The sequence below is a fragment of the Conchiformibius kuhniae DSM 17694 genome (assembly GCF_000428785.1).
Lineage (GTDB): Bacteria > Pseudomonadota > Gammaproteobacteria > Burkholderiales > Neisseriaceae > Conchiformibius > Conchiformibius kuhniae.
This window is the reverse complement of sequence record NZ_AUAP01000027.1, coordinates 1-20,551: the sequence shown is the minus strand read 5'-3', so window position 1 is coordinate 20,551 and position 20,551 is coordinate 1. Positions and strand designations below refer to the sequence as shown.

The window sequence follows — 20,551 nt, the reverse complement described above, 5'->3', positions numbered from 1 at the left end:
TGAAGATGAGACTTCCCCGTGGGTATAACCCACCTGAAGGGTCGTTGGAGACCACAACGTCGATAGGCAGGGTGTGGAAGCACAGCAATGTGTGAAGCTAACCTGTACTAATTGCCCGTGCGGCTTGACTCTATCATTTGAAGTACTTTAAAACGTACCAAATAAAAACAGTTTGTGAACAACAAAACATCACCAAAAACGGCTTCCAATCTCACCTTTACGTTTGGCGGCAACAGCGCTGCGGTACCACTCCTTCCCTTCCCGAACAGGACAGTGAAACGCAGTTGCGCCGATGATAGTACGGACTCCCGTGCGAAAGTAGGGAACCGCCAAACTCTTATTTTAAAAACGCCCGCCATTTTTGGTGGGCGTTTTTACTTGATAAGCCGTGCATTTCGGATTATGATGGTTGCTACATTTTGATACAAGGAGTCAATCATGATGCGCAAGGCAATTTTTGTGTTGTTGGCGGTGTTTGGTTTTTCTTGGGCAATGGCGTTGGTGGACATTAATAAGGCTTCTGCCAGCGAGTTGCAAACGTTAAAGGGCATTGGTGCGAAAAAAGCGGCAGACATCATCGCTTATCGGGAGCAATATGGCGGGTTTCGTACGGTAGATGATTTGGTTCAGGTGCGGGGCATTGGTGTGAAAACGGTGGAGCGTTTGCGTCCGGAAATTACGGTGGGGCAGCCGTTTCAGCAGAAAAAGCAGGTACACCGTTCGGCAAACGGCAGGCGCATTGCGGTGCCGGCAACAGATGTGTATCGCAGGTAGTTAGAAAACGGTTTCCAAGCTGATTTTGGAAACCGTTTGATTTTTATTCGGAATCGGCGCGGTCCGGCAAAATCAGGTTTAATGCGATTGCCAAAATCGCGCACAAGCCCACGCCCGCAAATGCCATGTCGCCGAATTTGACTACCATGCCGCCCACGCCCACTGTTAAAACGGAGCTGACGATGACAAGGTTTTTCGGGCGCATCAAGTCTACTTTGGCGTCAATCAGGGTTTTTAAGCCCAAAGAGGCGATGGTGCCGAACAGCAAGACCATCACGCCACCCATCACGGGCATGGGAATCGATGCCAAAAAGGCATTGAATTTGCCGAAAAATGCCATGCAAACGGCAAAAACGGCTGCCCATGTCATGATGGTGGGGTTGCTGTTTTTGGTAATCATTACTGCGCCCGTGACTTCGCCGTAGGTGGTTACCGGCGGGCCGCCGAGCAAACCCGCCACGCACACGCCCAAGCCGTCGCCTGCCAGTGTTTTGTCCAACCCCGGATTGGCGGCGTAGTCTTTGCCCGTTACCGTGCCGATGGCCATGATGCCGCCGATGTGTTCGATGGCGGGTGCGATGGCAACGGGCAGCATGAACAAGGCTGCTTGAATATTCACTTCGGGGGCAACGAAAGTCGGCACGGCAAACCACGGCGCGGCGGCAATCGGCGCGGTGTCCACCATGCCTGCCAGCAGTGCGGCGGTGTAGCCTGCCGCTACGCCGATTAAAATCGGAATCAGTTTCATCATCTTGCTGCCGAACACCGCCACCAACACCGTTACCGCAAACGTGAAGCAGGATAACAGCAAAGACGACGTGTATTCAATCACCTGTTTGCCGTCTGCCTGCCCCATTGCCATTTGGCTGGCCACCACCGCCACCGACAAACCGATGACCATAATCACCGGCCCGATGACCACCGGCGGCAACAGCTTGTGTACCGCGCCCAGACCGCGCCAGCGAATCAAAGCCGCAAACACGAAATACATAAAGCCCGCCGCAAACAAACCGAACATGGTCGCGCCCATGCCCCATTTGTCCAGCGAATAAATAATCGGCGCGATAAACGCAAACGAAGAACCCAAAAAAACCGGCACTTTGCGCCGCGTCAAAAGTTGGAACAGCAGCGTGCCGACCCCCGCGCCGAGCAATGCCAATGCGGGATTCAAACCCGTAAGAATCGGCACCAGCACCATCGCACCGAAGGCGACAAACAAAATCTGTGCACCCGAAACGGCAAGTTTTAATTGTTGTAACATTGTGTGAAATTCCGTAAAAAAACGATGCCGATTATAATCGAAAATCATGGCGCATTGATTAAAATTTTTTATAAATCCGCCATTTATAGAATACATTGTCGAATTTTGTCTGCGGTGCGGGTGCCGGACGGCATTCTGCCGCCGATGTGGCGGGTGCAGGGGCTGGGAAAAGGGGATTTTTTTGTTATAATGGCTGCGGACGGTTTGGTTTTGTGCAGAGAAACACAATGATTTTTCTGAATAATTCAAACAGTCTGTTTGTTCCACCCCACATAAACAAGGAAATGCAATCATGAGTGAGAAAAAAGAAACTTTTGAAGAAAAATTGGAGCAGTTTTTTGCCGATTTGAAAAAAGATGCGGAAGCCAAGTGGGAAGAGCTGAAGCAGTCTTTTGACGGCGATGATGAGGCGAAAAAAGCTGCGGCGCAAGCCGAATTGAAACAGGATTTGGCCGATGCCAAAGATGCGGCAGCCGAAAAAGCCGAAGCGGCGGGCGAAGCGGCATCGGACAAATTGCAGCGTTTGCAGCAGGAGGCGGAAGCCAAGTTTGCGGAAATCAAGCGTTTGATGGCGGAAGAAAACGCTGACGAATCTGACGGCGCGTTTGCCGAGCTGCAGAAAAAAGCCGAAGAAAAATGGGAAGAATTTAAGCAGTTTTTCAGCAAAAACGATGCCGAAGACAAGGCGGAAGAGGTGAAAGATGCTGCCGAAAAAGCGGCTGACGGTGCGGCGGACAAGGCGGAAGATGCCAAAGACGCGGCAGCAGATGCGGCAGAGGAGGCTGCGGACAAAGCCGCCGGCGTGAAAGATGCGGTGGTGGCAAAAGCCGTTGATGCCAAAGATGCCGCAGCAGATGCGGCGGAAACAGCCGCCGACAAGGCATCTGATGCGGTTGATGCGGTGAAAGACAAGGCGGGCGACCTGGGCGATGCGGCTGCCGACAAGTTCGCCGAGCTGAAAAAAGATGCGGAAGCCAAGTGGGAAGAAATGAAAAAATTCTTCTCCGACAATGCCGACAATCAAGATGAGAAATTTGCCGAGCTGAAAAAAGACGCGGAAGCCAAATGGGAAGAGCTGAAGCAGTTTATTGCGGCGCAGTCGGAAAACGCGGAAAGCAAAATGACCGAGCTGAAAAAAGACGCTGCCGATGAAGCACAAGACGCGGGCGATTATTTGTCTGCGAAAGCGGCGGAAGCCAAAGAGGCGGTGGAAAATGCTTATCATGAAGCCAAAGAGCGTTTGACGGCATGGTGGGATTCCATCGGTAAAAAATAATGTGTTTGCCTGATTTGTCAGGCAGTTGAGTCAAGCCGTTTGTGTCTGTTCGGGCGCAAACGGCTTTTTGTTCGGGCGGGCGTTTCAGTGGGCGGGCGGGCGGTGGCGCACCAGCAGGCAGGCGGCGAGCCAGTTGGCGGCGCAGCTTGCGGCAACGGTGAAGCCGAATGCGGCAACGGCGGGGGTGCTGCTGGCGGTGAGCAGGGCAAACGATGTGCCGGTGGTGGCGGCCGCCAAGCTGATGCCGCCCAAGCGTGCGGCGCGGCTTTCGGGCGCGGTCAGGGCGTAGGCGGCGTAGTCCAAGCCGACCGCGCTGCCCAGCAGCAGCCCGAAGGTGGCGAAAATGCCGACAGGTATCGCCAGCCAGCCGAGCAGTCCGAGTACGGCGGCGGCGGAAGCGAGCGGCAATGCCAGCATCAGGCTGCCGCGTTTGCCGCCGAACAGCCGCCACAGCAGCAGCCACGCAAGGGCAAACGACAGCAGTTTCAAATGGGCGGCGCGGTTGCGGGTGTCGGCAAAACGGCGGTTCAGCTCGCTGCGTTTGTCCACTTGCTGCCAGTGGTGGTCGGGCGGCAGCGCGGGCATGGGCGCGGACAGGTAAACCAGTGAGGCGTATTCGTTGCCGATTTTGCCCAGATAGAGGTCGCGCCATGCTTCGGCTGCGGGTTGGCGCAAGGCGTGTTCGAGGGTGAGTGCGGGGGCGGCGGCGGTGTGCAGCAGGGCTTCGCGGACGGTTTGTTCCGGTACGCCCAAGCCGGTTAAGGGCGCGAAGGTGTCGGGCTGTGCCGCCAGTTCGCGCAAACGCTGTTTCAGGGCGTGTTGTTCGGCAACGGTGTGCAGCCATGTGCCGAGCGAGCGGACGTTGGCGCGGTCGGTGTGGGGCGACAGGGCATCGAGCAGACGGCGGTTGTGTTCCAGCAGTTGGTCGGGGCTGTGTGCGCGGACGACGATGAATTGTCCGCCGCCGCCCATGCCGCCGATTTCGGCAATGCGGCGTGCATCGTCGGTAAGCTGCGGCGGGGCGTGCACCCAATTGCGGATGTCGTCCTGCCATTGCCCGCGCCCGATGCCGGCGGCGCACAGCAGCCACACGGCGGCAAGGACGGGCAGGGCGAAGCGTTGGCGCGGCGCGTCTGCCCACCACCGTACGGCGCGTGCCGGCAGGGTGGGGCGGGCTTGGAAGCCGTGAAAACGGGGCGGCAGAAAACACACGGTGGCGGCAAACGCGCCGCACAGCGCGGCGGCGGAAAACACCGCCGTTTGCTGCAACACCGGCAAGGGCGTGAACCAAAGCAGCGCGTAACCTCCCGCCGTTACCCCCAAGCTCACCGCAAAAGCGGGCAACACGCGGCGCATGCCCGCGTGCGGCGACCATGTGCTGCCGAACAGCGCGGGCGCGAGCCAGTGCAGGGGGAAATCCACCAGCACGCCAATCAGCCCCGTGCCGATGACGATGGTGAGCATATGTACCTTGCCGAACACCGCGCACACCGCCGCCAAGCCGCACACCATGCCTGCGCCCACCGGCAGCAGCAGCCATGCGGCGCGGCGGTTACGGACGCTTGCCCACAGCAAGCAAACCGTAAACGTCAAACCGCACACCGACAGCCACAGGCTTTCGCTTTCGGCACGGGTTTTGGCTTCCGCCGCAAACAATGCGCCGCCGCCTGCCAACACCTGTTGCCCGTTTTGGGCGGCAAAGGCGCGGGTTTGTGCGATTAATTGTTGCAACGCCGCCGCATCGTGCCGTTCGGGCAAACGCGCGCGCAGCCATACCCACGTTTTGCCGCCGTGTTCGCTGAACAGCATGCCGTTGTCGGGCTGCCACTGCACCTTGAATGCGGCGGGGCGGGTTTCGACAAAACGGGCAAAGCCCAACCAATCCTGCTCCAAAGGCAGCAGCGTGGCGGCAAACGGGTTGAGTGCGTCTTCGGCGCGTTGGCGGAAATAATCCTGCGGCGCATCGTGCAACAGGCGGATTTGCTCGGGCGGCAGCGTTGCCAAGCCCAATGCCTGTGCCGATTCGCGCAATTGCGCCACATCGGGGGCAACGGCAGCATCAACCGCCGCAAAAATACCGCTTTGCCGCCATTGTCCGGCGATGTGCGCGGCGGCGGCAAAGGCGGCTTCGGGCGTGTCCGCACCCGCCGCCAGCACGATTTGACCGTTCAACTGCCGCTCGTGGGCGGCATCGGCGGCACGCATCACCGCATCGTATGCGGCGGCGGGCAGCAGCGCGTCCAAACCCGTCTGTATTCGTGCGGGCAACTGCCAACACAGTAGCAGCACCGCTGCAAGGCAAAACAGGGCATACAGTCGGGCAAAGGGCTTGAGCGTCATGATGATGTGGTTCCGTCAGGCATCGGGCAGGGCGAAACGCCCCGATGAACAAACGCTGCCGTCTGCCAAACGCAGGGAAAAATACAGTTTGTTTTTGGCATGGTCGCGGCGCAGGTACAGGCGCACGGTGTCGTGCGGACGGATGAATTTCTGGTATTTGAGGTTTTCAATTTGGGCGGGGACGTGGCCGCGACAGCACAAATCCAGCACCCATTGCAGTTGCACCACGCCCGGCACGAGCGGAAATCGGGCGAAATGTCCGCCAAACCAGCACAAATCAAGCGGCACGGCGGCGGTAAAAACCGATTCGTCCGGCGTGTCGGCGGGCAGGGCGTGCCATTGCGGGGCGGTGATGGGGCGGGTAAAGGCGCGTTCGGCATCGGCGGCGCGGATTTTGGCTTGCGGATTGCGCGGCAAACGGTCGGTAAAACGCCAATGGCGCGGCACGGCACCCAAAGGCTTCAGTTCGCCGAGCGTGCGTTGCAGCGTGTCAATCATGGCACGGCGGCCGTGATTGCGCCATGCGGCGATGCCGTCATCATTCAGGGCGAGCCACGCGGCGATGCGCCCGTGTTGTGGGTGCGGCAGGCAGTGGGCATCGGCAACAAAGGGGTGTGCCGAGAGCAATTGTTCGATGCGGGTCAGGGCGATGCGCTTGTCTGCCAGCTTGACGATGCGGTCGGCACGACCGTGCAGCAGCAATGCGCGTCCGTGCCGTTCGGCGGCATCGGCGGTGTGCTGCCTGCCGCCGCTCCACGGCGAATCCGCCGACAAAGTGCCGTCTGCCGCAATTTCGGCAGATACTTCGGGCAACAGCAGGTGCATGCCGCTTTGACGGCGCACGGCAATCACACCGGTTTCGGTGCTGCCGTACACATCGTGCGGATAAAAACCGAGCCGTGCCGCCAATTGTGCCGCCACATCGGGGCGCAACATTCCGCCCGCGCTGACCACACCGCGCAGATGCCGCCGCAGCGACTGCCAATCGCGCCGCCCGCCCGCACGGTGCAGCAGCGCGGGGCTGCTGACCCACACACAAGGCGCGTGCCTGCTTGCCGCAAACAAATCTTCGGGATAAGGGTGGCGGACACGCCCGATGCGCCAGCCGCAAGCCAGCGCGGCAAAAATACGGAACGTCAGCCCGTACAAATGCTGCGTGCCGACACTGCCCAAAGCCGTTGCGCCACGCCAATGTGCGGGCAACAACCGCGCCAACGCCGCCGCTTCGCTTTCCATCTGCGCGCGGGTTTTGCACACCGTTTTCGCATCGCCCGATGATGCGGACGTTTTCAGAAACAAACGGTTGTCTGAGGGAAAGCCCAAATCGGGCAAATCGGAACGGGCGCGTTCGTCCGCATCGCGGTAGCGCCAGCCTTCATCGGCGGCATCGGTGTCGCCAAACACGATGCAGCCTTGTTGCGCCGCCCATTGCCGCGAAGCGGGCGACACATCGGGCAGCAAATACACGTCCGCACCCGCCAGCCACGTTGCCGCCAATGCCGAAGCACACCGCGCCGTATCGTCAAACCACAACGCCGCCGAGCGCACCTTTCGCGCCCGCAAACGGTGCGCCCATGCTTGCGTGGCGGCGGCGAAATCCGCATACGTCCAATGTTCGGCAATGTCGCCCTGCGGCGGACGGCGCAAAACCGTTTCCAGCGTCATCATGATTTATTCCAAAGCGGCGCGGGCATCGGCGGCAAGCGGACGGTTTGCCTGTTGTGCCAGAAAACGCATCACCGTGCGTTCGCCCTGCTTTTCGCGCAATTCCACCTTTTGAATCAATGCGCCGTTGCCCGCCACATCGATGCCTTCAAACACCTGCTTCATCACGGCGGTTTTCGGCTGCAGCTTCAGCGACCAATTTTGCGGACTGCCGCTCAAGCGCAAATCAAACTGCTTGTTCAAAGCGGCGGTGTCGCCGCCCAGCAGCGCCATAAACAGCTTCACCTGCGCCGCTTGGGCGTGTCCCGCGCCGTTGCCGTGCCAACGGCGGTTTTTCGCGTCCCACTGCGCGATGCCGTCGCCGCGCACCCGCAGCTTGATTTCAAGCGGCTTTTGCACCTGCCACAACAGCCCTTTTTGGCGTTGCAGCACAAACGTGCCGCTCGTTTGCATCGGGCGGTTCAGCGAGCGGATAAAGCGCGATTGCTCGAACTGCCCCTGAACGGTTTGGTTTTTCTGCAACTGCGCCTGCAAATCGGCGGGCGAAAACGCCTGTGCCGCCGCCGCCGCCGCCGTCAGCAGCAGCGTGGAAAAAAACAATTTGGTTTTCATGATGATTCCTTTCTTTGTATGGGGTTGGGGCGTGTCATTGATTGACCGGTAAAACTTTGTACCGTCATTCCCGCGCAGCAAGCATAGCTTGGGTTGAAACGAAGTGAAAACCCAATATTTTTCCGAAAATTTATGGATTTTGTTGGGTTTGCGTTTCGCGCCAACCCAACCTGCACCTGCTACACCTGCGCGGGAATGACGGTGCGGAGGTTTTTCGGTCAATTGATAACACAACCTAGGATTGCCCGTGCGCGCCGGTGCCGCGAAATCCCGCACAGGCACGCACGGCGCGTTGCCACGCGGCGGGCGTTTGCAACTGCAATTCGCCCGTTGCTGTGTGCACTGCTGCCTGCATGGTGAAACCGCGTGTCAGCAGCGTGCCGTCTGCCGCATCGCGTATCGTGTAGCGGATTTTCAAACAGCTTTCGTATTCCGCCACCGCGCACGCCACGCGAAGCTGCTGCCCGAAGCGGGCGGGGCGCAGGTATTTGATTTCCAAACGGACGATGGGCCAAGTATAACCCGTTTCGCGCATATCGTTGTAATTGTGTCTGATGTGGTCGAGCAGGGCGCAACGGGCGATTTCAAAATATTTGACGTAGTTGCCGTGCCAAGCCATTTCCATTGCATCAACGTCAAAAAAAGGGACGGTCAGCACGGTTTCGTGGTGCAGGTAAACGTGTTCAGCCATCGTCTTCTTCCCAAAAGTCATAAAAATTAAACCATTGCAAAGGGGCTTGGGCAGCGTGTTCCGCCAAAACGCCGGCGTAACGCTGCGCCAGTTGTGCCACCGTTTCGCCGCGCCGGTGGCGGGCGCAAGCGGGCGTGTCGGCAAAACGGCGCAACATCAAATGGTAACGCCCTTGTTTTTTCAAGACGAATACGGTGTTGGTGGGGGCTTTGAGCAGCAGCGCGAGCAGCCACGCGCCTTGCGGAAACGCCGCTTCGCGTCCGAGAAACGGCACGCGCACGCTTTTGCTGCCGCGCACGGGGACGCGGTCGGCAGCCACGGCGAGCCATTCGCCCGCGTCCAAACGCCGTGCCAAATCGAGCATGGCGGCCGTGTCCAAGCTGCCCGCGTCCACCACGCCGATGCGCCCCGCGCCCGCTTGTGCCAATGCTTGATTGAACATTTGTGCGTGTTGTCCGTACACCAGCACGTTCAGTTTGAAGCCTTCGTGGTGTCCGACCAGTGCGCGGCACACTTCGACATTGCCCAAGTGTGAACACAGTAAAATTTGTCCGCGTGCTTGGCGGTTGCGGATGTCGGCGTAGAGGTTGTCGGGGTCGGACAGCACCAAATCGGCATAACGGATTTTGTGCTGCCACACGGCGAAGCGGTCGGCAAGGGCGTTGCCGAATGCGGCAAACTGGCGGTAGGCGGCGAAACGGCGCGGCAGGGGCGTATCGGGAAAACACGCCCGCAAACGTGTTTGATAACGGCGGACGTGGCGGCGCTGGGCGGGCGAGGTGGCGTAAAAATAGGCGCAGACAAGGGCGCTGCACAGGCGCACCGCCGCCACAGGCAGGTAACGCACCAGCCATGCGGTCAAACGCAAAAACAGGCGGTGTCCGCGCTCTTGCTGCGCCGCCCAATGTGCCGCGTTCACCGCCGCCGCCCCAAACGCCGCGCCATGCCGTCAAAAAACAAACGCGCGTGCATTTTGCTGATGACGATGTTGTCGCGCAGGGCATGAAAGTGCGACACGCCGTTTTGATGATAGCGCACGGGCGTGTCCACCCAGCACAGGGGCGTGCCGTGCCAATACAGGCGAATCAGGATTTCGTTGTCAAAATCCATGCCGTTGCCGATGTGCGCGGTGTCAATCAGGCGTTGTGTGGCAGGCAGGGGGTAAATCCGCAAACCGCACAAACCGTCTTTGATGTCGTGCGAACCGGTGTGCAGCCAATTCCAAAAATTGGTGATTTTGCGCCCGTAACGCCGTGCTTTGGGCGCATCGCTGCCGTAAACGGGGTTGGCGCACACCAAAGCGGCGGGGCGGGCGGCGGATTGGGCAAGCAGCTTGGGCACGTCTTCAAAGCAGTGTTGGGCATCGGCATCGATTTGCAGCACATGGCTGAAACCGTGTTGCGCCGCCCATGCCGTGCCGTGTTTGAAGGCATGACCTTTGCCGCCGTTTTGCGGCAGCAGCAACACTTCCGTACCGTTGCCGCGCAATGCCGACAACGCATCATGACAATCCGCGCCCGAGCCGTCATCAACCACCAGCACGGGCAGGCCGCAAGCACGCATGGCAGACACCACCGCCGGCAGCGTGGTCAAATGGCGGTAATGGGGAATCAGGGCAAGGGTGGTATTTGCAGACATACGCCGTTCACACTTTCAAAATCCGTTTGCGGTACAGCCATTCACCGCCCAGCAGCACGCCCATCAGCACATAGGCAATCACGCCCGTGTAGAGCGCCCACCATTGGTGTTGCCCCGAAGCGGCGAGCGCGGCGGCAATGCTGCCGTTGGCGATGAAAAACACACACCAGATTTGGGTAACTTTGCGGGTATAGGCAACCGCGCGGGCGGGCAGCTCGGGTGTTTGCAAACGGGCGATGCGTTCGATAAGGCTCTGCTTGGCAAACAGGCTGCTGCCGAACATGCCCAGCATCAGCACGTTCACCGCTACGGGATACCAATACATGCCCGCCGGCAGCCGCAGCACCAGCAGCAGGGCAAACAGCCCCGCCAATGCCGCTGCCGCCGCCTTCTGCCAAGCCTCGCGGGCGAACAGGGCGCGGCACGACCACAGCAGCAGCATGCCCGCCGCCAAGCAGTCGAACCAGCCTTGTCCGCGTCCGAAATGCCACACGAACGGATAAGCGGCACTCAGCACAAACAGCAATGCCTGCAAGCCGCGCCGCATCATCACGGATTGCCGGCGGATTCGGCAGACTGTGCTTTTTTCAACACGGCGGCGACCACGTCGTCTATCGTGCGCACGCTGCGGAAATCTTCCGCTTGCAGCTTGTGTCCCGTTTGCCGTTTGATGTGGTCAATCAAGTCGATGGCGTCGATGCTGTCGATTTCCAAATCTTCATACAGATTGCTGGTGCCGGTGAGCTTGGCGGTGTCGATTTCAAACAGGTTTTCCAGTGCGTCAAACAAAACGGCGCGGATGTCGTTTTCGGTCATGGCGGTGTTCCTTATGATTGTTGTTGGGCGGCGACAAAATCCGCCAAGGCGGCAACGTTGGCAAAGCTTTCGCGCAATTGTTGGTTTTCGCCGTCCAAGCGCAGCCCGAAGTGTTTTTGTACCGCCAAGCCCAGCTCGAGCGCGTCCACCGAATCCAAGCCCAAGCCTTCGTCGCCGAAAAGCGGGGCGTGGCTGTCGATGTCGGCGGGGGTGGTGTCTTCCAAGCCCAGGCTGTCGATAATCAGTTGTTTGATTTCTTGTTGCAGTTCAGTCATTTTGTGTGCTTTCTCGGTTAAAAAGGGTTTGCAGGTGGTCGTTGAGGCGGCGGGCGGCAATCGGAAGCGGTTTTTGCGCCAGCCAGTGTTGGGGGTCGATGTCGTCGCCCACGGTAAAGCGGTAGGCGGGACGGCGTTTGGGAATGATATACCAAGGCTGGTGTTTTTTGTAATTGGGCGGGTGCATACTGATGAATACGGGGGTGATGGTGCGGGCGCTGCGCAAGCCCATCGATACCGCGCCGCGATGAAAGCGCACCACGCCGTCCCAGCCGGTGCGCGTGCCTTCGGGAAACACCAGCAGCGATTCGTGTTGCAAGATGCGGTGGACGTGGGCAAGCAGGGCTTCGTCTTCGCTGTTGGGAATGTAGCCGCAGGCGCGGATTTGGCTGTTCATGGCGGGGTTGTGCAGCAGGGCGGCTTTGACGATGCAGTTGGCTTCGGGCAGCCGTCCGAGCAGGAAGACGACATCAAGCAGGGAGGGGTGGTTGGCGAGTATCAGTTGCCCCGGTTTGCCCAAGCGTTCGAAGCCTTCAAATTCGGCGCGGACGATGCCGGCGGCGGTCAGGTAGCGGGCAAAGATGCGCCAACTGCCGGTAACCAAGCTTCTGGCGCGCAGTTGGCGCGGCAGGTCGTTGTCGGTGGGGCGCAGCCGGTAGGGCAGCAGCAGGATTTTGAACAGGACGCCGCACACGCCGAACAGGACGAAGCCGAAGGCGGTTGCCAGCAGCCGCCAGATTTGTCCGATGCGGCTGTTCAGCAGTGTATCGACCAGTGCCATGCGTGTGTTCCGTAGGGGTGTGTCCAACTGCTTGTGCCGAGCAGCCGGTGCCGTATCCATGAAAGTGCGCTCCAGTAGCCGTTGGCGGCGGGGCGGGTGTCGGGGGCGGTGCGTTGCAGTTGCCATGTGTCGCCGTGTTCGAGCAGCAGGGCGAGCGCGTAGGCAAAGGGGGCGCGGACGGTGTTGTGCAAGGGGGCATCGGCGGGCGCGTCGGCAACGATGACCAAGACGCGCTCCGCGCCGTCCGCCAGCAGGGCGCAGGCTTCCAAAACGGCGGTTTCCAAGCCGTCCGGCGACACCGCCAGCGCGGTGTTTTCGCTCATGTCGCCGCGCCACAGCGACCATTGTCCGACCACCGCGTTGTGTACCGACAAGCCGAAGGAAGTCGGCGAAACGGTGTGGTCGCGGCACAATTCCGTCCACAATTGCAGGCTGCGGGCGATTTCGCCGTCATACGATGCCGACACGGTGGGGCAGGGGCGGGTGTCGCCGTCGAGGGCGCGGTGCGCCGCTTCAAACAGCAAACGGGCGGGCAAACCCAAGCGCCGTCTTTGCATGGCGGGCAAAAATGCGGCTGCGGGCGGCTGTTTGGGAAAATCTGCGGCACCGGCGTTGCCTGACGCCCACATCTGCCATTGTTCGGGCGTATGCGGACGGTCAGACGCCGCCGCCCAGTTTTTAATCTGAAAACGGCAGAGCATACAAACCTTTATTGGCTGGATTCGGACATTTTCCGAGCATTATAGCAAACCGCCGCACAAATGGCGAAGCGGGCGCAAAGGCAGCGATTTCGGCTATAATGCCTGTTTTTCAAAACACAATTGCGGCGACACAATGTGGAAGCACAAAATAGGACTGATTGCGGCGGTGCTGTTGTTTGCCGCGCCCCTATCGGCACAAGAAAAAAATATCGGACGGAAGCAACCGTCTGCCGCCCGCGCCAAAGCTGCCGAACAGGGCATTCGCCAATTATCACTGTCCCGCCAAATTGATGAAGCTCTGGCAAACAACCCCGTCTTGGTCGAATTAAAAAAGCTCGACCCGAAACGGCACGGCGAAATCCGCACCAAAATCCATCAACAACTGGGCAAATTATCGGCGCAGCAGACGGATTATTCCCTTGCAGACGTGATGCGGGTGTTGCAAAGCGAAGTTCAGCCCGTATTTCTGGAAAAAATAGACGAAGTGCTGCCCTATGCCGATGACGATGCCTTGAAACATTATACCCGTTCGTTTTTGCAAGTCATGAAGTTTTTGCTTAAACAGCCTGATTCGTCAATGTGTTTTGCCTATCTGCATAACAACGATATGTTTGCATCTGCAACGGAAGACGCGCAGGAACAAGAACGCTTGGCAATTGTGATGAAAGTCGCGTCCGTCATGCAGTTTGCGAATTTGCGCGTGTTGCGCCACCACGATTTGCAACGCAAATTGCCTGATGAAGCGCAGGTGGCGGAAAAAATCCTTGCCGTTTGGGAAAAGCTCGAATTGAAGCATCACGGCGAGCAGCAGCGCGAATGGTTGGCTTTGGCGCAGATTGACGGGATTACGGCGGAATCTCCGCCCGAGCAGCAGCGTTTTTTCTGTGAATGGACGCACGATATGTATCAGGAAGTTTTGGCAAACGGCGATGTGGACGTGTTGCGTTATTTATGGAAACAGTAAGGTATTAGGATAATGATGAAACCTTCTTTAATCAGCAAATTGCAGAGCCTGTCGGAACGCTTGGAAGAAGTTACCGCCTTGCTCGGCTCGCCCGAAGCGGTGGCAGACATGGAACAATACCGCAAGCTCAATCAGGAACATGCGGAGCTGACCCCCGTTGCCGATGCCTACCGCGCCTACCGCGCCGCCGAAAGCGATTGGGCGGACGCGCAGGAAATGTCGTCCGACCCGGAAATGCGCGCGTTTGCCGCCGAAGAAGCGGCGCGGGCGCAGGCGCAAATGGCGGAATTGTCGCTGGCATTGCAAAAACTGCTGCTGCCCAAAGATGCCGATGACGACAAAAACATTTTTATCGAAATCCGCGCCGGTACGGGCGGGGACGAAGCCGCCCTGTTTGCCGGCGATTTGTTGCGCATGTATGCCCGCTACGCCGAGCGCAAGCGTTGGCAGGTGGAAATCGTGTCTGCCAACGAAAGCGATTTGGGCGGTTACAAGGAAGTGATTGTGCGGCTGGCGGGCGCGGGCGCATACGGGCGTTTGAAGTTTGAAAGCGGCGGCCACCGCGTCCAGCGCGTGCCGGTTACCGAAAGCCAAGGGCGGATTCACACTTCCGCCTGCACGGTGGCGGTGATGCCCGAAGCGGACGAATTGAGCGAAATTGAGTTAAATCCCAATGATTTGCGGATTGACACTTTCCGCGCATCGGGTGCGGGCGGGCAGCACATCAACAAAACCGATTCCGCCGTGCGCATTACGCACTTGCCCACCGGCATGGTGGTGGAGTGCCAAGACGGGCGCAGCCAGCATGCCAACAAAGCGCAGGCGATGAAAGTGTTGGCGGCGCGTTTGAACGATGCGCAAAAACGCGAAGCCCAAGCCAAAGAAGCGGCGGAACGCAAATCGCTGATTGGTAGCGGCGACCGCAGCGAGCGTATTCGCACTTACAATTTCCCGCAGGGGCGCGTTACCGACCACCGCATCAATCTGACTTTGCACAAGCTGGATTTTGTCTTGGACGGCGATTTGGACGACATTACCGCCGCGCTGATTGCCGAACATCAGGCGGAACAGTTGGCGGCGATGGGGGATTGACATGGTGCAGCAAATGTTGAACCTGCTGGGCGATGACAGCCTGATTGGTTATCTTGCCCAAACCGCCCGCAAGCTGAACATCGCCTTTGATGTGGTCGATGGCGGCAAAGGGCGCGAATACATCGACAGCCTGCACCATATTTACGAATTTGGCGCGGGTTTGCGCCCCGAAGCGGGCTTCAGCTTCCGCAGCGGGCGCGAGGCACAGGTGGAAACCTTCGACAATGCCCTGAAACTGAACGCCCTGCTCAAACAACTGGCGCGCAACCCCGACCCGCTTTGCGTGTTCAACCACTTGGGCGAACACCCTTGGACGTATGTGTTTGTGTTGCCCGACCCGCAGGATTTGCCCGAACTGTTCCGCGTGGCGCAACCGGCGGATTATTTTGTTTCCGACACGCAGGGCAGTTTTCTGCTGGCGGCGAACTGGCACGATTTCAGTTATGCGGTTTGAATGTCGGGCTGCCCGTAATCAAGGAAAATCATGAACAGTATCGGCTTACAGGGCAGTGCCAAACGGCGTACCGCGCTGATGATCGCGCTGTACGCGGTTTTGATGACGGCAACCGAAGTTTGCTACCGCCGCTTGTTCGGCATACCGGCGGTGGAGCGTTTGTGGGAAACGTGGCTGTTTGCCGCCCTGTTTGCGGGACTGTTTTACACGGCGCGGTATCGGCTGACGCGGATATTGGTGCTGGTGTTGTTTGCAATGTCGGTGTTGGCGAACAATATCCATTACGCCGTTTACCAAAGCTGGCTGAACGCGGTGAATTATTATCTGATGTTCCGCGAAAGCGGCGAAATGGCGGCGGCGGGCATGGCGATGATGGGACGCTGGCTGCCGCACGCGGCGTTTGCGGCGGTGGAAACGGCATTGTTTGCCGGCATGATGAAATGGCGGCGGCAATCGGAAGTGAAATTTCCCGTTGCCGATGTGTTGTTTGCGCTGCTGCTGGCGTGGGGCGCGGTGCGGGCGTTCAACACCGCACACGGACACGGCTTGTCGCCCGACACGGGCTATTCGCGCCTGAAATCGCATTATTATGCTTTCGGCTATTTTGTCGGGCGCGTGCTGCCGCAGCAGCATTTGGGCTTGAACGGCGTACCGGCTTATCAGGCAGACGCGCCGCCCAAAACGGGTGAACCGCAAATCCGCAACATTATCCTGATTATCGGTGAAAGCGAAAGTGCCAAACACGTTTCCGCATTCGGTTACGGGCGCGACACCACGCCGTTTTTCAAGACCTTGCAGCAGGATTATCCCGAAGCGGTGCTCACACCCGCTTATTCGGCAGCGCGCATGACGGCGGTGGCGTTGCCGATGCTGTTGAACGCCGTGCCGCGTCCCGATGGCACGATGCACATTTATCGCGGCAAGGGCAACTGGTTCCGTTTGGCAAAAGAACAGGGCTTTCGCACCGAATTTCATTCCGCCCAGCCGGAAACGGAAATGGAAATCATGAATTTGCTGGGGCGCAAGTGGCTGGACAAAGTGAGTTTCCCCACCGCGCAGGGCTACGGCAAACGCGATGCCATGCCCGATGAAAAACTGTTGCCTTATCTGCATCAGAGCCGTTTGGAAACGGGGCGCAACCTGATTGTGCTGCACCAGCGCGGCTCGCACATTCCCTACGGCGCACAGTTGCGGGAGAAAAAGTTTGCTTCGGGCAGCCCGCTCGACAATTACGACAGCACGGTTTATGCCACCAATATGCTGATTAAACAAGTATTTGATTATTTACGCCAACAAAAACAACAGGATTGGCTGCTGGTGTACACGTCCGACCACGGGCAAACCGTCAGCGATGCCGTGTACCATCAGGGTACGGAAGACGAAGCGGCGTATGCCGTGCCCTTGCTGGTGTACAGCCCCGATGCGGCGCTTCAGGCAGCCGCGCAACAAAATTTTGCCGCGTGTCCGCGTGTTTTTCATCAGCATTTGGCGGTGTTTTTGACCCGCGTGTTGGGCTACGGCATGGCAGACGCGGGCTGTGCGGGGGTGGTGAACGGCAATTTGTTGTCGGGCGCGGCGGGCTGGTTGGCAATCGGTGCGGACGGCACGGTCAAGCGCGTCCACCCAAACGGCAAAAAATAAAGTTTGGTGTTTTCAGGCTGTTTGAAAACGATTTTTTACAGAAAGAGAGCGATGAACATCATCATCAAAACCCCCGAAGAAATCCAAAAAATGCGCGAACTCGGACGTTTGGCGGCGGAAGCCTTGGATTATATTGAAGACTTTGTGAAGCCCGGCATCACCACCAACGAAATCAACCACTTGATTCACGATTTCCAAACGCAGGTACAGGGCGGCTACCCCGCGCCCCTGCATTACGGCAATCCGCCGTTTCCCAAATCGTGCTGCACTTCGGTAAATCATGTGATTTGCCACGGCATTCCCGATGACAAACCTTTGAAAAACGGCGATATTCTCAATATTGACGTAACCATCAGAAAAGACGGTTTTCACGGCGATTCCAGCCGTATGTATGCGGTGGGCAACATCAGCCCCATCGCCAAACGCCTGATTGACACCACCCACGCCAGCATGATGGCGGGCATCGGCGCGGTGCGGGCGGGCGCGACTTTGGGCGACATCGGCTATGCCTGTCAGCAAGTGGCGGAAAATGCGGGCTATTCGGTGGTACAGGAGTTTTGCGGACACGGCATTGGCCGCGATTTTCACGAAAATCCGCAAATTCTGCATTACGGCAAAAAAGGGCAGGGCATCAAGCTGCAAAGCGGCATGATTTTTACCATTGAGCCGATGATTAATCAGGGCAAACGCCATTTGCGGATTTTGGCGGACGGCTGGACGGTGGTTACCAAAGACCGCAGCCTGTCGGCGCAATGGGAACACGAAGTGTTGGTTACGGACACGGGTTGCGAGATTTTGACCGTCAGCCCGAAATATGGAAAGCCTTAAGATGTTGAAAAAAATCTGTTATCTGTTTTCAGGCAGCCTGCTGCTGGCCGCCTGTACCGCCACCAAACCGCACGCGCCGTCCGACTGGCGGGCGCAGCAGGATTGGAAAACCTTTGAAGCGAGCGGGCGTTTGGGCGTGCAAATCAAGGGCAAGGGCAGTTACGCCAATTTTGACTGGACGCGCGAAAACGGCGTGGAAACCATTGACGTGAACACGCCCATCGGTACGACCGTAGGGCAGCTTTGCCAAGATGCGGAAGGCGTGTTGGCGGTTGATGCCAAAGGAAAAACCTATCGCGCCGACACGCCTGCCGAGCTTGCCCGCCAACTGCTCGGCTACGAATTGCCGCTTCAGCATTTGGCGGTGTGGGCGAACGGCGAATGGGCGAAAGATGTGGCACACGAATTGTTGCCGGATGGTGCGCTCAAGCAATCGGGCTGGACAATCCGCCGCACTTTGCGCGAAGACGGTTTGCCGCATACTTTGTTGTTGGAAAACGGGGAAATGACGGTGCGGCTGGTGTTTTCCGAAAGCCGCCGCGAAGCGGGGCTGCCTGAAACGCAGGGGCGTTGCGAAGCGCGGGGCAATTAGATATAGATAAAACAGCCTTCAGACAAGTTATCTGAAGGCTGTTGAGTGGGTGAAAAGGGATTACAGCCACATTACGCCCATATGGTCTGTATCTAAACCACCATTGCTGCCACAAAGTTGGCACGGTTTGTCAGATACATCATTGTAACAACTGGAATGCAAAATATATTCTTGATGGTGTGTTCCACAGTACATAGGAAAGCCATCGCAGTCATCGCAAAATAAAGTTGACCATCCTCTACGAGGAGGCATTGGGTCTAATTTGCCAACGTTGGTACCTTGGCATACAGGGCATCGTTTCTTTTTAAAGTAGGAATATTCTACAAATTCTTCAGGATGCATTGTTAGTTTCCTTAATCTATTTGTCCAGAATTTTATCTACTTTTTCTTGAATTTCGCGGTGAATGGGTTCACTGGGAGAGGGCGGGTTGCCGCCGCTACTGCCGCCGCCTGAGCTTTTACCGTAGCCGTCATTATTGCTGTTGGGGAGGTTGTTTGACATGATTGTTTCCTTTATCATGGTTGGGTTAGAAAATGTTTACGGTTGTTTACCGTGATGGATATATTAAATTTTACGATTGGTTGAAACCAGCGAAAAAATTGGTTTTCTCCAACCGTTTTTCAACATTTTTAGTAGCGTTTTTCGTAACTTTGGAGCGCGTGAAATGGCTTTGCATGAAAAAATCCGCGAATTGCGGGAGGTGAAAGGTTGGTCTCAAGAATTGATGGCAGAGAAAATGGAAATGTCCACAAGCGGTTATGCGCGTTTGGAGCGTGGGGAAAGCAAATTGGATTGGGAAAAGCTGGAAAGAGTGGCGGCAATTTTTAAAATTGATATTGTCCAATTGATTGAAGCCGAAGAAAAAGGTTTGACGATACAGCAAAACATCGGTTTTTCGGAAAGCACGAGCAACAATAATGCCCGCAATCATACGGCTACAGGAGAATCGCCGGCGTATTATGGCAGCGATAATAGCGGCTTGATTGTTGAACTGGAAAAACTAAAAGTTAAAGTTACCATGCAAGAACAAGTGATTGAAACGCAAAAAAGTGAAATCCAAACATTGAAAAATTGGATTGCCAGTTTGCAGAAAGATTCGGGTTCTTGAAATGTTGCCTGAAAACTTGCCCGTTTACCCTGCCCCCGCCAAACTCAATCTGGATTTACGCATCGTAGGTCGCCGCGCAGACGGCTACCATCTGCTGGAAAGCATTTTTATCCTGATTGACTGGTGCGACCGCCTCGCCATCGTCCCGCGCGATGACGGGCAAATCGTGCTGCACACCCCGATTGACGGCGTGCCGCCCGAGCAGGATTTGACCGTCCGCGCCGCCTGCGCCCTGCGCCAAGCGGCGGGCTGCCTGAACGCGGGCGCGGATATTTGGCTGGACAAACACCTGCCGATGGGCGGCGGCTTGGGCGGCGGCAGTTCCGATGCCGCTACCGTATTGATAGTGTTGAACAAATTATGGAACTGCGGCTTGGACGCGCCCGCGCTGGCGCAAATCGGCGTGAAACTCGGCGCGGACGTACCGTTTTTCCTGTTTGGCGAAAGTGCGCTGGTGCGCGGCATCGGTGAGCAGCTTGAAGCGGTTTCCGTTCCCGAACAATGGTATGTGGTGGCGCAGCCCGCCTGCCACGTCGCCACCGCCGCCGTGTTCGCCCACCCCGATTTGCCGCGCAACAGCCCGCCCAACCCCGCCGCCGACTACGCTGCCCGCCAACCCTTCCGCAACGACATGCAAGACATTGTTTGCCGACAATATCCGCAAGTGGCTGAAGCATTGGCACAATTATCCGAACACGGCGAAGCGCGCATGACCGGTTCGGGCGCGTGCGTGTTTCTGCCCGTGCCGAACCGCGAGCGCGGCGAAGCCGTGTGCGCCGCCTTGTCTCTGCCCGCCCGTTGCGTGCGCGGCTTGGCGCAACACCCCTTGCGCGAAATAATCTGACGGCAAAACAAGCCTTTTTTCGCAGGCTGCCTGAAAGCGGCTTGACAGTTTTTGGGCGTTTTGCCATAATTGCCGCTTTCCGATAAACGTATCGGACAAAAGTTGGGGATTCGCCAAGTTGGTTAAGGCATCGGATTTTGATTCCGACATGCGTAGGTTCGAATCCTACATCCCCAGCCAATCCCGTTTTTTTGGGG

23 protein-coding genes, 1 tRNA gene and 2 rRNA genes are annotated in these 20,551 nt (G+C 57.7%); 13 read left to right on the top strand and 13 right to left on the bottom strand.

Going from position 1 to position 20,551, the window contains the following annotated elements:
• From G392_RS0108310 to G392_RS12520, 3 genes are all read left to right on the top strand, one after another.
• Positions 1-132: ribosomal RNA gene (locus G392_RS0108310) — 23S ribosomal RNA — on the top strand; the annotation flags it as partial.
• 90 nt (positions 133-222) lie between these two features.
• Positions 223-335: ribosomal RNA gene (gene rrf, locus G392_RS0108305) — 5S ribosomal RNA — on the top strand.
• 103 nt (positions 336-438) lie between these two features.
• The gene (locus G392_RS12520; RefSeq protein ID WP_211224359.1) at positions 439-774 is read left to right on the top strand and encodes a ComEA family DNA-binding protein; all 336 of its coding nucleotides are present in this window, start codon (positions 439-441) and stop codon (positions 772-774) included.
• Between the two features lie 43 nt (positions 775-817).
• Here G392_RS12520 and G392_RS0108295 read toward each other — a convergent pair whose 3' ends face one another.
• Positions 818-2,035, bottom strand: a complete 1,218-nt coding sequence (locus G392_RS0108295; protein WP_027009873.1) for a uracil-xanthine permease family protein — start codon at positions 2,033-2,035, stop codon at positions 818-820.
• 292 nt (positions 2,036-2,327) lie between these two features.
• Here G392_RS0108295 and G392_RS13090 point away from each other — a divergent pair, with 292 nt between their 5' ends.
• A complete protein-coding gene (locus tag G392_RS13090; protein WP_051255651.1) occupies positions 2,328-3,311 on the top strand; it encodes a hypothetical protein in 984 nt (327 codons plus the stop codon).
• 84 nt (positions 3,312-3,395) lie between these two features.
• On the opposite strand, the gene G392_RS0108280 is transcribed toward G392_RS13090, so the two are convergent.
• The 11 genes from G392_RS0108280 to G392_RS12510 form a co-directional block, all read right to left on the bottom strand.
• On the bottom strand, positions 3,396-5,651 hold the full coding sequence (locus G392_RS0108280) for an MMPL family transporter (protein WP_051255650.1): 2,256 nt from the start codon (positions 5,649-5,651) through the stop codon (positions 3,396-3,398).
• Positions 5,652-5,666: 15 nt separating this feature from the next.
• Positions 5,667-7,319, bottom strand: a complete 1,653-nt coding sequence (locus G392_RS0108275; RefSeq protein WP_245571953.1) for an ApeI family dehydratase — start codon at positions 7,317-7,319, stop codon at positions 5,667-5,669.
• Positions 7,320-7,322: 3 nt separating this feature from the next.
• Positions 7,323-7,928, bottom strand: coding sequence for a LolA family protein (locus G392_RS0108270; protein WP_027009869.1), 606 nt, complete (start codon positions 7,926-7,928; stop codon positions 7,323-7,325).
• 235 nt (positions 7,929-8,163) lie between these two features.
• A complete protein-coding gene (locus G392_RS0108265) occupies positions 8,164-8,619 on the bottom strand; it encodes an acyl-CoA thioesterase (protein WP_027009868.1) in 456 nt (151 codons plus the stop codon).
• On the bottom strand, positions 8,612-9,538 hold the full coding sequence (locus G392_RS0108260; protein ID WP_027009867.1) for a lysophospholipid acyltransferase family protein: 927 nt from the start codon (positions 9,536-9,538) through the stop codon (positions 8,612-8,614). Before G392_RS0108260 ends, G392_RS0108265 begins: the two co-directional genes overlap by 8 nt.
• On the bottom strand, positions 9,535-10,257 hold the full coding sequence (locus G392_RS0108255) for a glycosyltransferase family 2 protein (protein WP_027009866.1): 723 nt from the start codon (positions 10,255-10,257) through the stop codon (positions 9,535-9,537). The genes G392_RS0108260 and G392_RS0108255 overlap by 4 nt, the downstream gene beginning before the upstream one ends.
• Positions 10,258-10,264: 7 nt before the next feature.
• Positions 10,265-10,804, bottom strand: a complete 540-nt coding sequence (locus tag G392_RS0108250; protein WP_027009865.1) for a COG4648 family protein — start codon at positions 10,802-10,804, stop codon at positions 10,265-10,267.
• 2 nt (positions 10,805-10,806) lie between these two features.
• On the bottom strand, positions 10,807-11,073 hold the full coding sequence (locus G392_RS0108245) for an acyl carrier protein (RefSeq protein WP_027009864.1): 267 nt from the start codon (positions 11,071-11,073) through the stop codon (positions 10,807-10,809).
• A gap of 11 nt (positions 11,074-11,084) precedes the next feature.
• A complete protein-coding gene (locus G392_RS0108240; RefSeq protein ID WP_027009863.1) occupies positions 11,085-11,348 on the bottom strand; it encodes a phosphopantetheine-binding protein in 264 nt (87 codons plus the stop codon).
• Positions 11,341-12,129: a lysophospholipid acyltransferase family protein gene (locus tag G392_RS0108235; protein WP_027009862.1), complete on the bottom strand. Its 789-nt coding sequence runs from the start codon at positions 12,127-12,129 to the stop codon at positions 11,341-11,343. Before G392_RS0108235 ends, G392_RS0108240 begins: the two co-directional genes overlap by 8 nt.
• Positions 12,105-12,830 (bottom strand): beta-ketoacyl synthase chain length factor, encoded by a 726-nt coding sequence (locus G392_RS12510; protein WP_034334836.1) that lies wholly within the window; start codon positions 12,828-12,830, stop codon positions 12,105-12,107. Before G392_RS12510 ends, G392_RS0108235 begins: the two co-directional genes overlap by 25 nt.
• 133 nt (positions 12,831-12,963) lie before the next feature.
• Between G392_RS12510 and G392_RS0108225 the strand changes: the two genes are divergently transcribed.
• Genes G392_RS0108225 through lolB form a run of 6 tightly spaced genes read left to right on the top strand, consistent with a single transcriptional unit; the run spans position 12,964 to position 18,401 of the window.
• Positions 12,964-13,794, top strand: a complete 831-nt coding sequence (locus tag G392_RS0108225) for a hypothetical protein (protein WP_027009861.1) — start codon at positions 12,964-12,966, stop codon at positions 13,792-13,794.
• A 15-nt stretch (positions 13,795-13,809) separates the two neighbouring features.
• Entirely contained in the window at positions 13,810-14,886 is a 1,077-nt protein-coding gene (gene prfA / locus G392_RS0108220; RefSeq protein WP_027009860.1) for a peptide chain release factor 1, read from the top strand.
• A gap of 13 nt (positions 14,887-14,899) precedes the next feature.
• Positions 14,900-15,340, top strand: a complete 441-nt coding sequence (locus G392_RS0108215) for a hypothetical protein (RefSeq protein ID WP_156900859.1) — start codon at positions 14,900-14,902, stop codon at positions 15,338-15,340.
• Positions 15,341-15,370: 30 nt separating this feature from the next.
• The gene (locus G392_RS0108210; RefSeq protein WP_051255649.1) at positions 15,371-16,981 is read left to right on the top strand and encodes a phosphoethanolamine transferase; all 1,611 of its coding nucleotides are present in this window, start codon (positions 15,371-15,373) and stop codon (positions 16,979-16,981) included.
• 51 nt (positions 16,982-17,032) lie between these two features.
• Complete coding sequence (gene map, locus G392_RS0108205) at positions 17,033-17,809, top strand: type I methionyl aminopeptidase (RefSeq protein ID WP_027009857.1); 777 nt, start codon at positions 17,033-17,035, stop codon at positions 17,807-17,809.
• Position 17,810: 1 nt separating this feature from the next.
• A complete protein-coding gene (gene lolB / locus G392_RS0108200) occupies positions 17,811-18,401 on the top strand; it encodes a lipoprotein insertase outer membrane protein LolB (protein WP_034334831.1) in 591 nt (196 codons plus the stop codon).
• A 358-nt stretch (positions 18,402-18,759) separates the two neighbouring features.
• On the opposite strand, the gene G392_RS13670 is transcribed toward lolB, so the two are convergent.
• Positions 18,760-18,903, bottom strand: coding sequence for a hypothetical protein (locus G392_RS13670; protein ID WP_156900858.1), 144 nt, complete (start codon positions 18,901-18,903; stop codon positions 18,760-18,762).
• Between the two features lie 76 nt (positions 18,904-18,979).
• On the opposite strand from G392_RS13670, the gene G392_RS0108190 reads away from it, so the two are divergent.
• The 3 genes from G392_RS0108190 (at position 18,980) to G392_RS0108180 (ending at position 20,534) form a co-directional block, all read left to right on the top strand.
• The gene (locus G392_RS0108190; protein ID WP_245571952.1) at positions 18,980-19,510 is read left to right on the top strand and encodes a helix-turn-helix domain-containing protein; all 531 of its coding nucleotides are present in this window, start codon (positions 18,980-18,982) and stop codon (positions 19,508-19,510) included.
• A gap of 1 nt (position 19,511) precedes the next feature.
• The gene (ispE, locus tag G392_RS0108185) at positions 19,512-20,354 is read left to right on the top strand and encodes a 4-(cytidine 5'-diphospho)-2-C-methyl-D-erythritol kinase (protein ID WP_027009854.1); all 843 of its coding nucleotides are present in this window, start codon (positions 19,512-19,514) and stop codon (positions 20,352-20,354) included.
• A gap of 103 nt (positions 20,355-20,457) precedes the next feature.
• A tRNA-Gln gene (locus G392_RS0108180) sits at positions 20,458-20,534 on the top strand.
• Positions 20,535-20,551 lie beyond the last annotated feature (17 nt).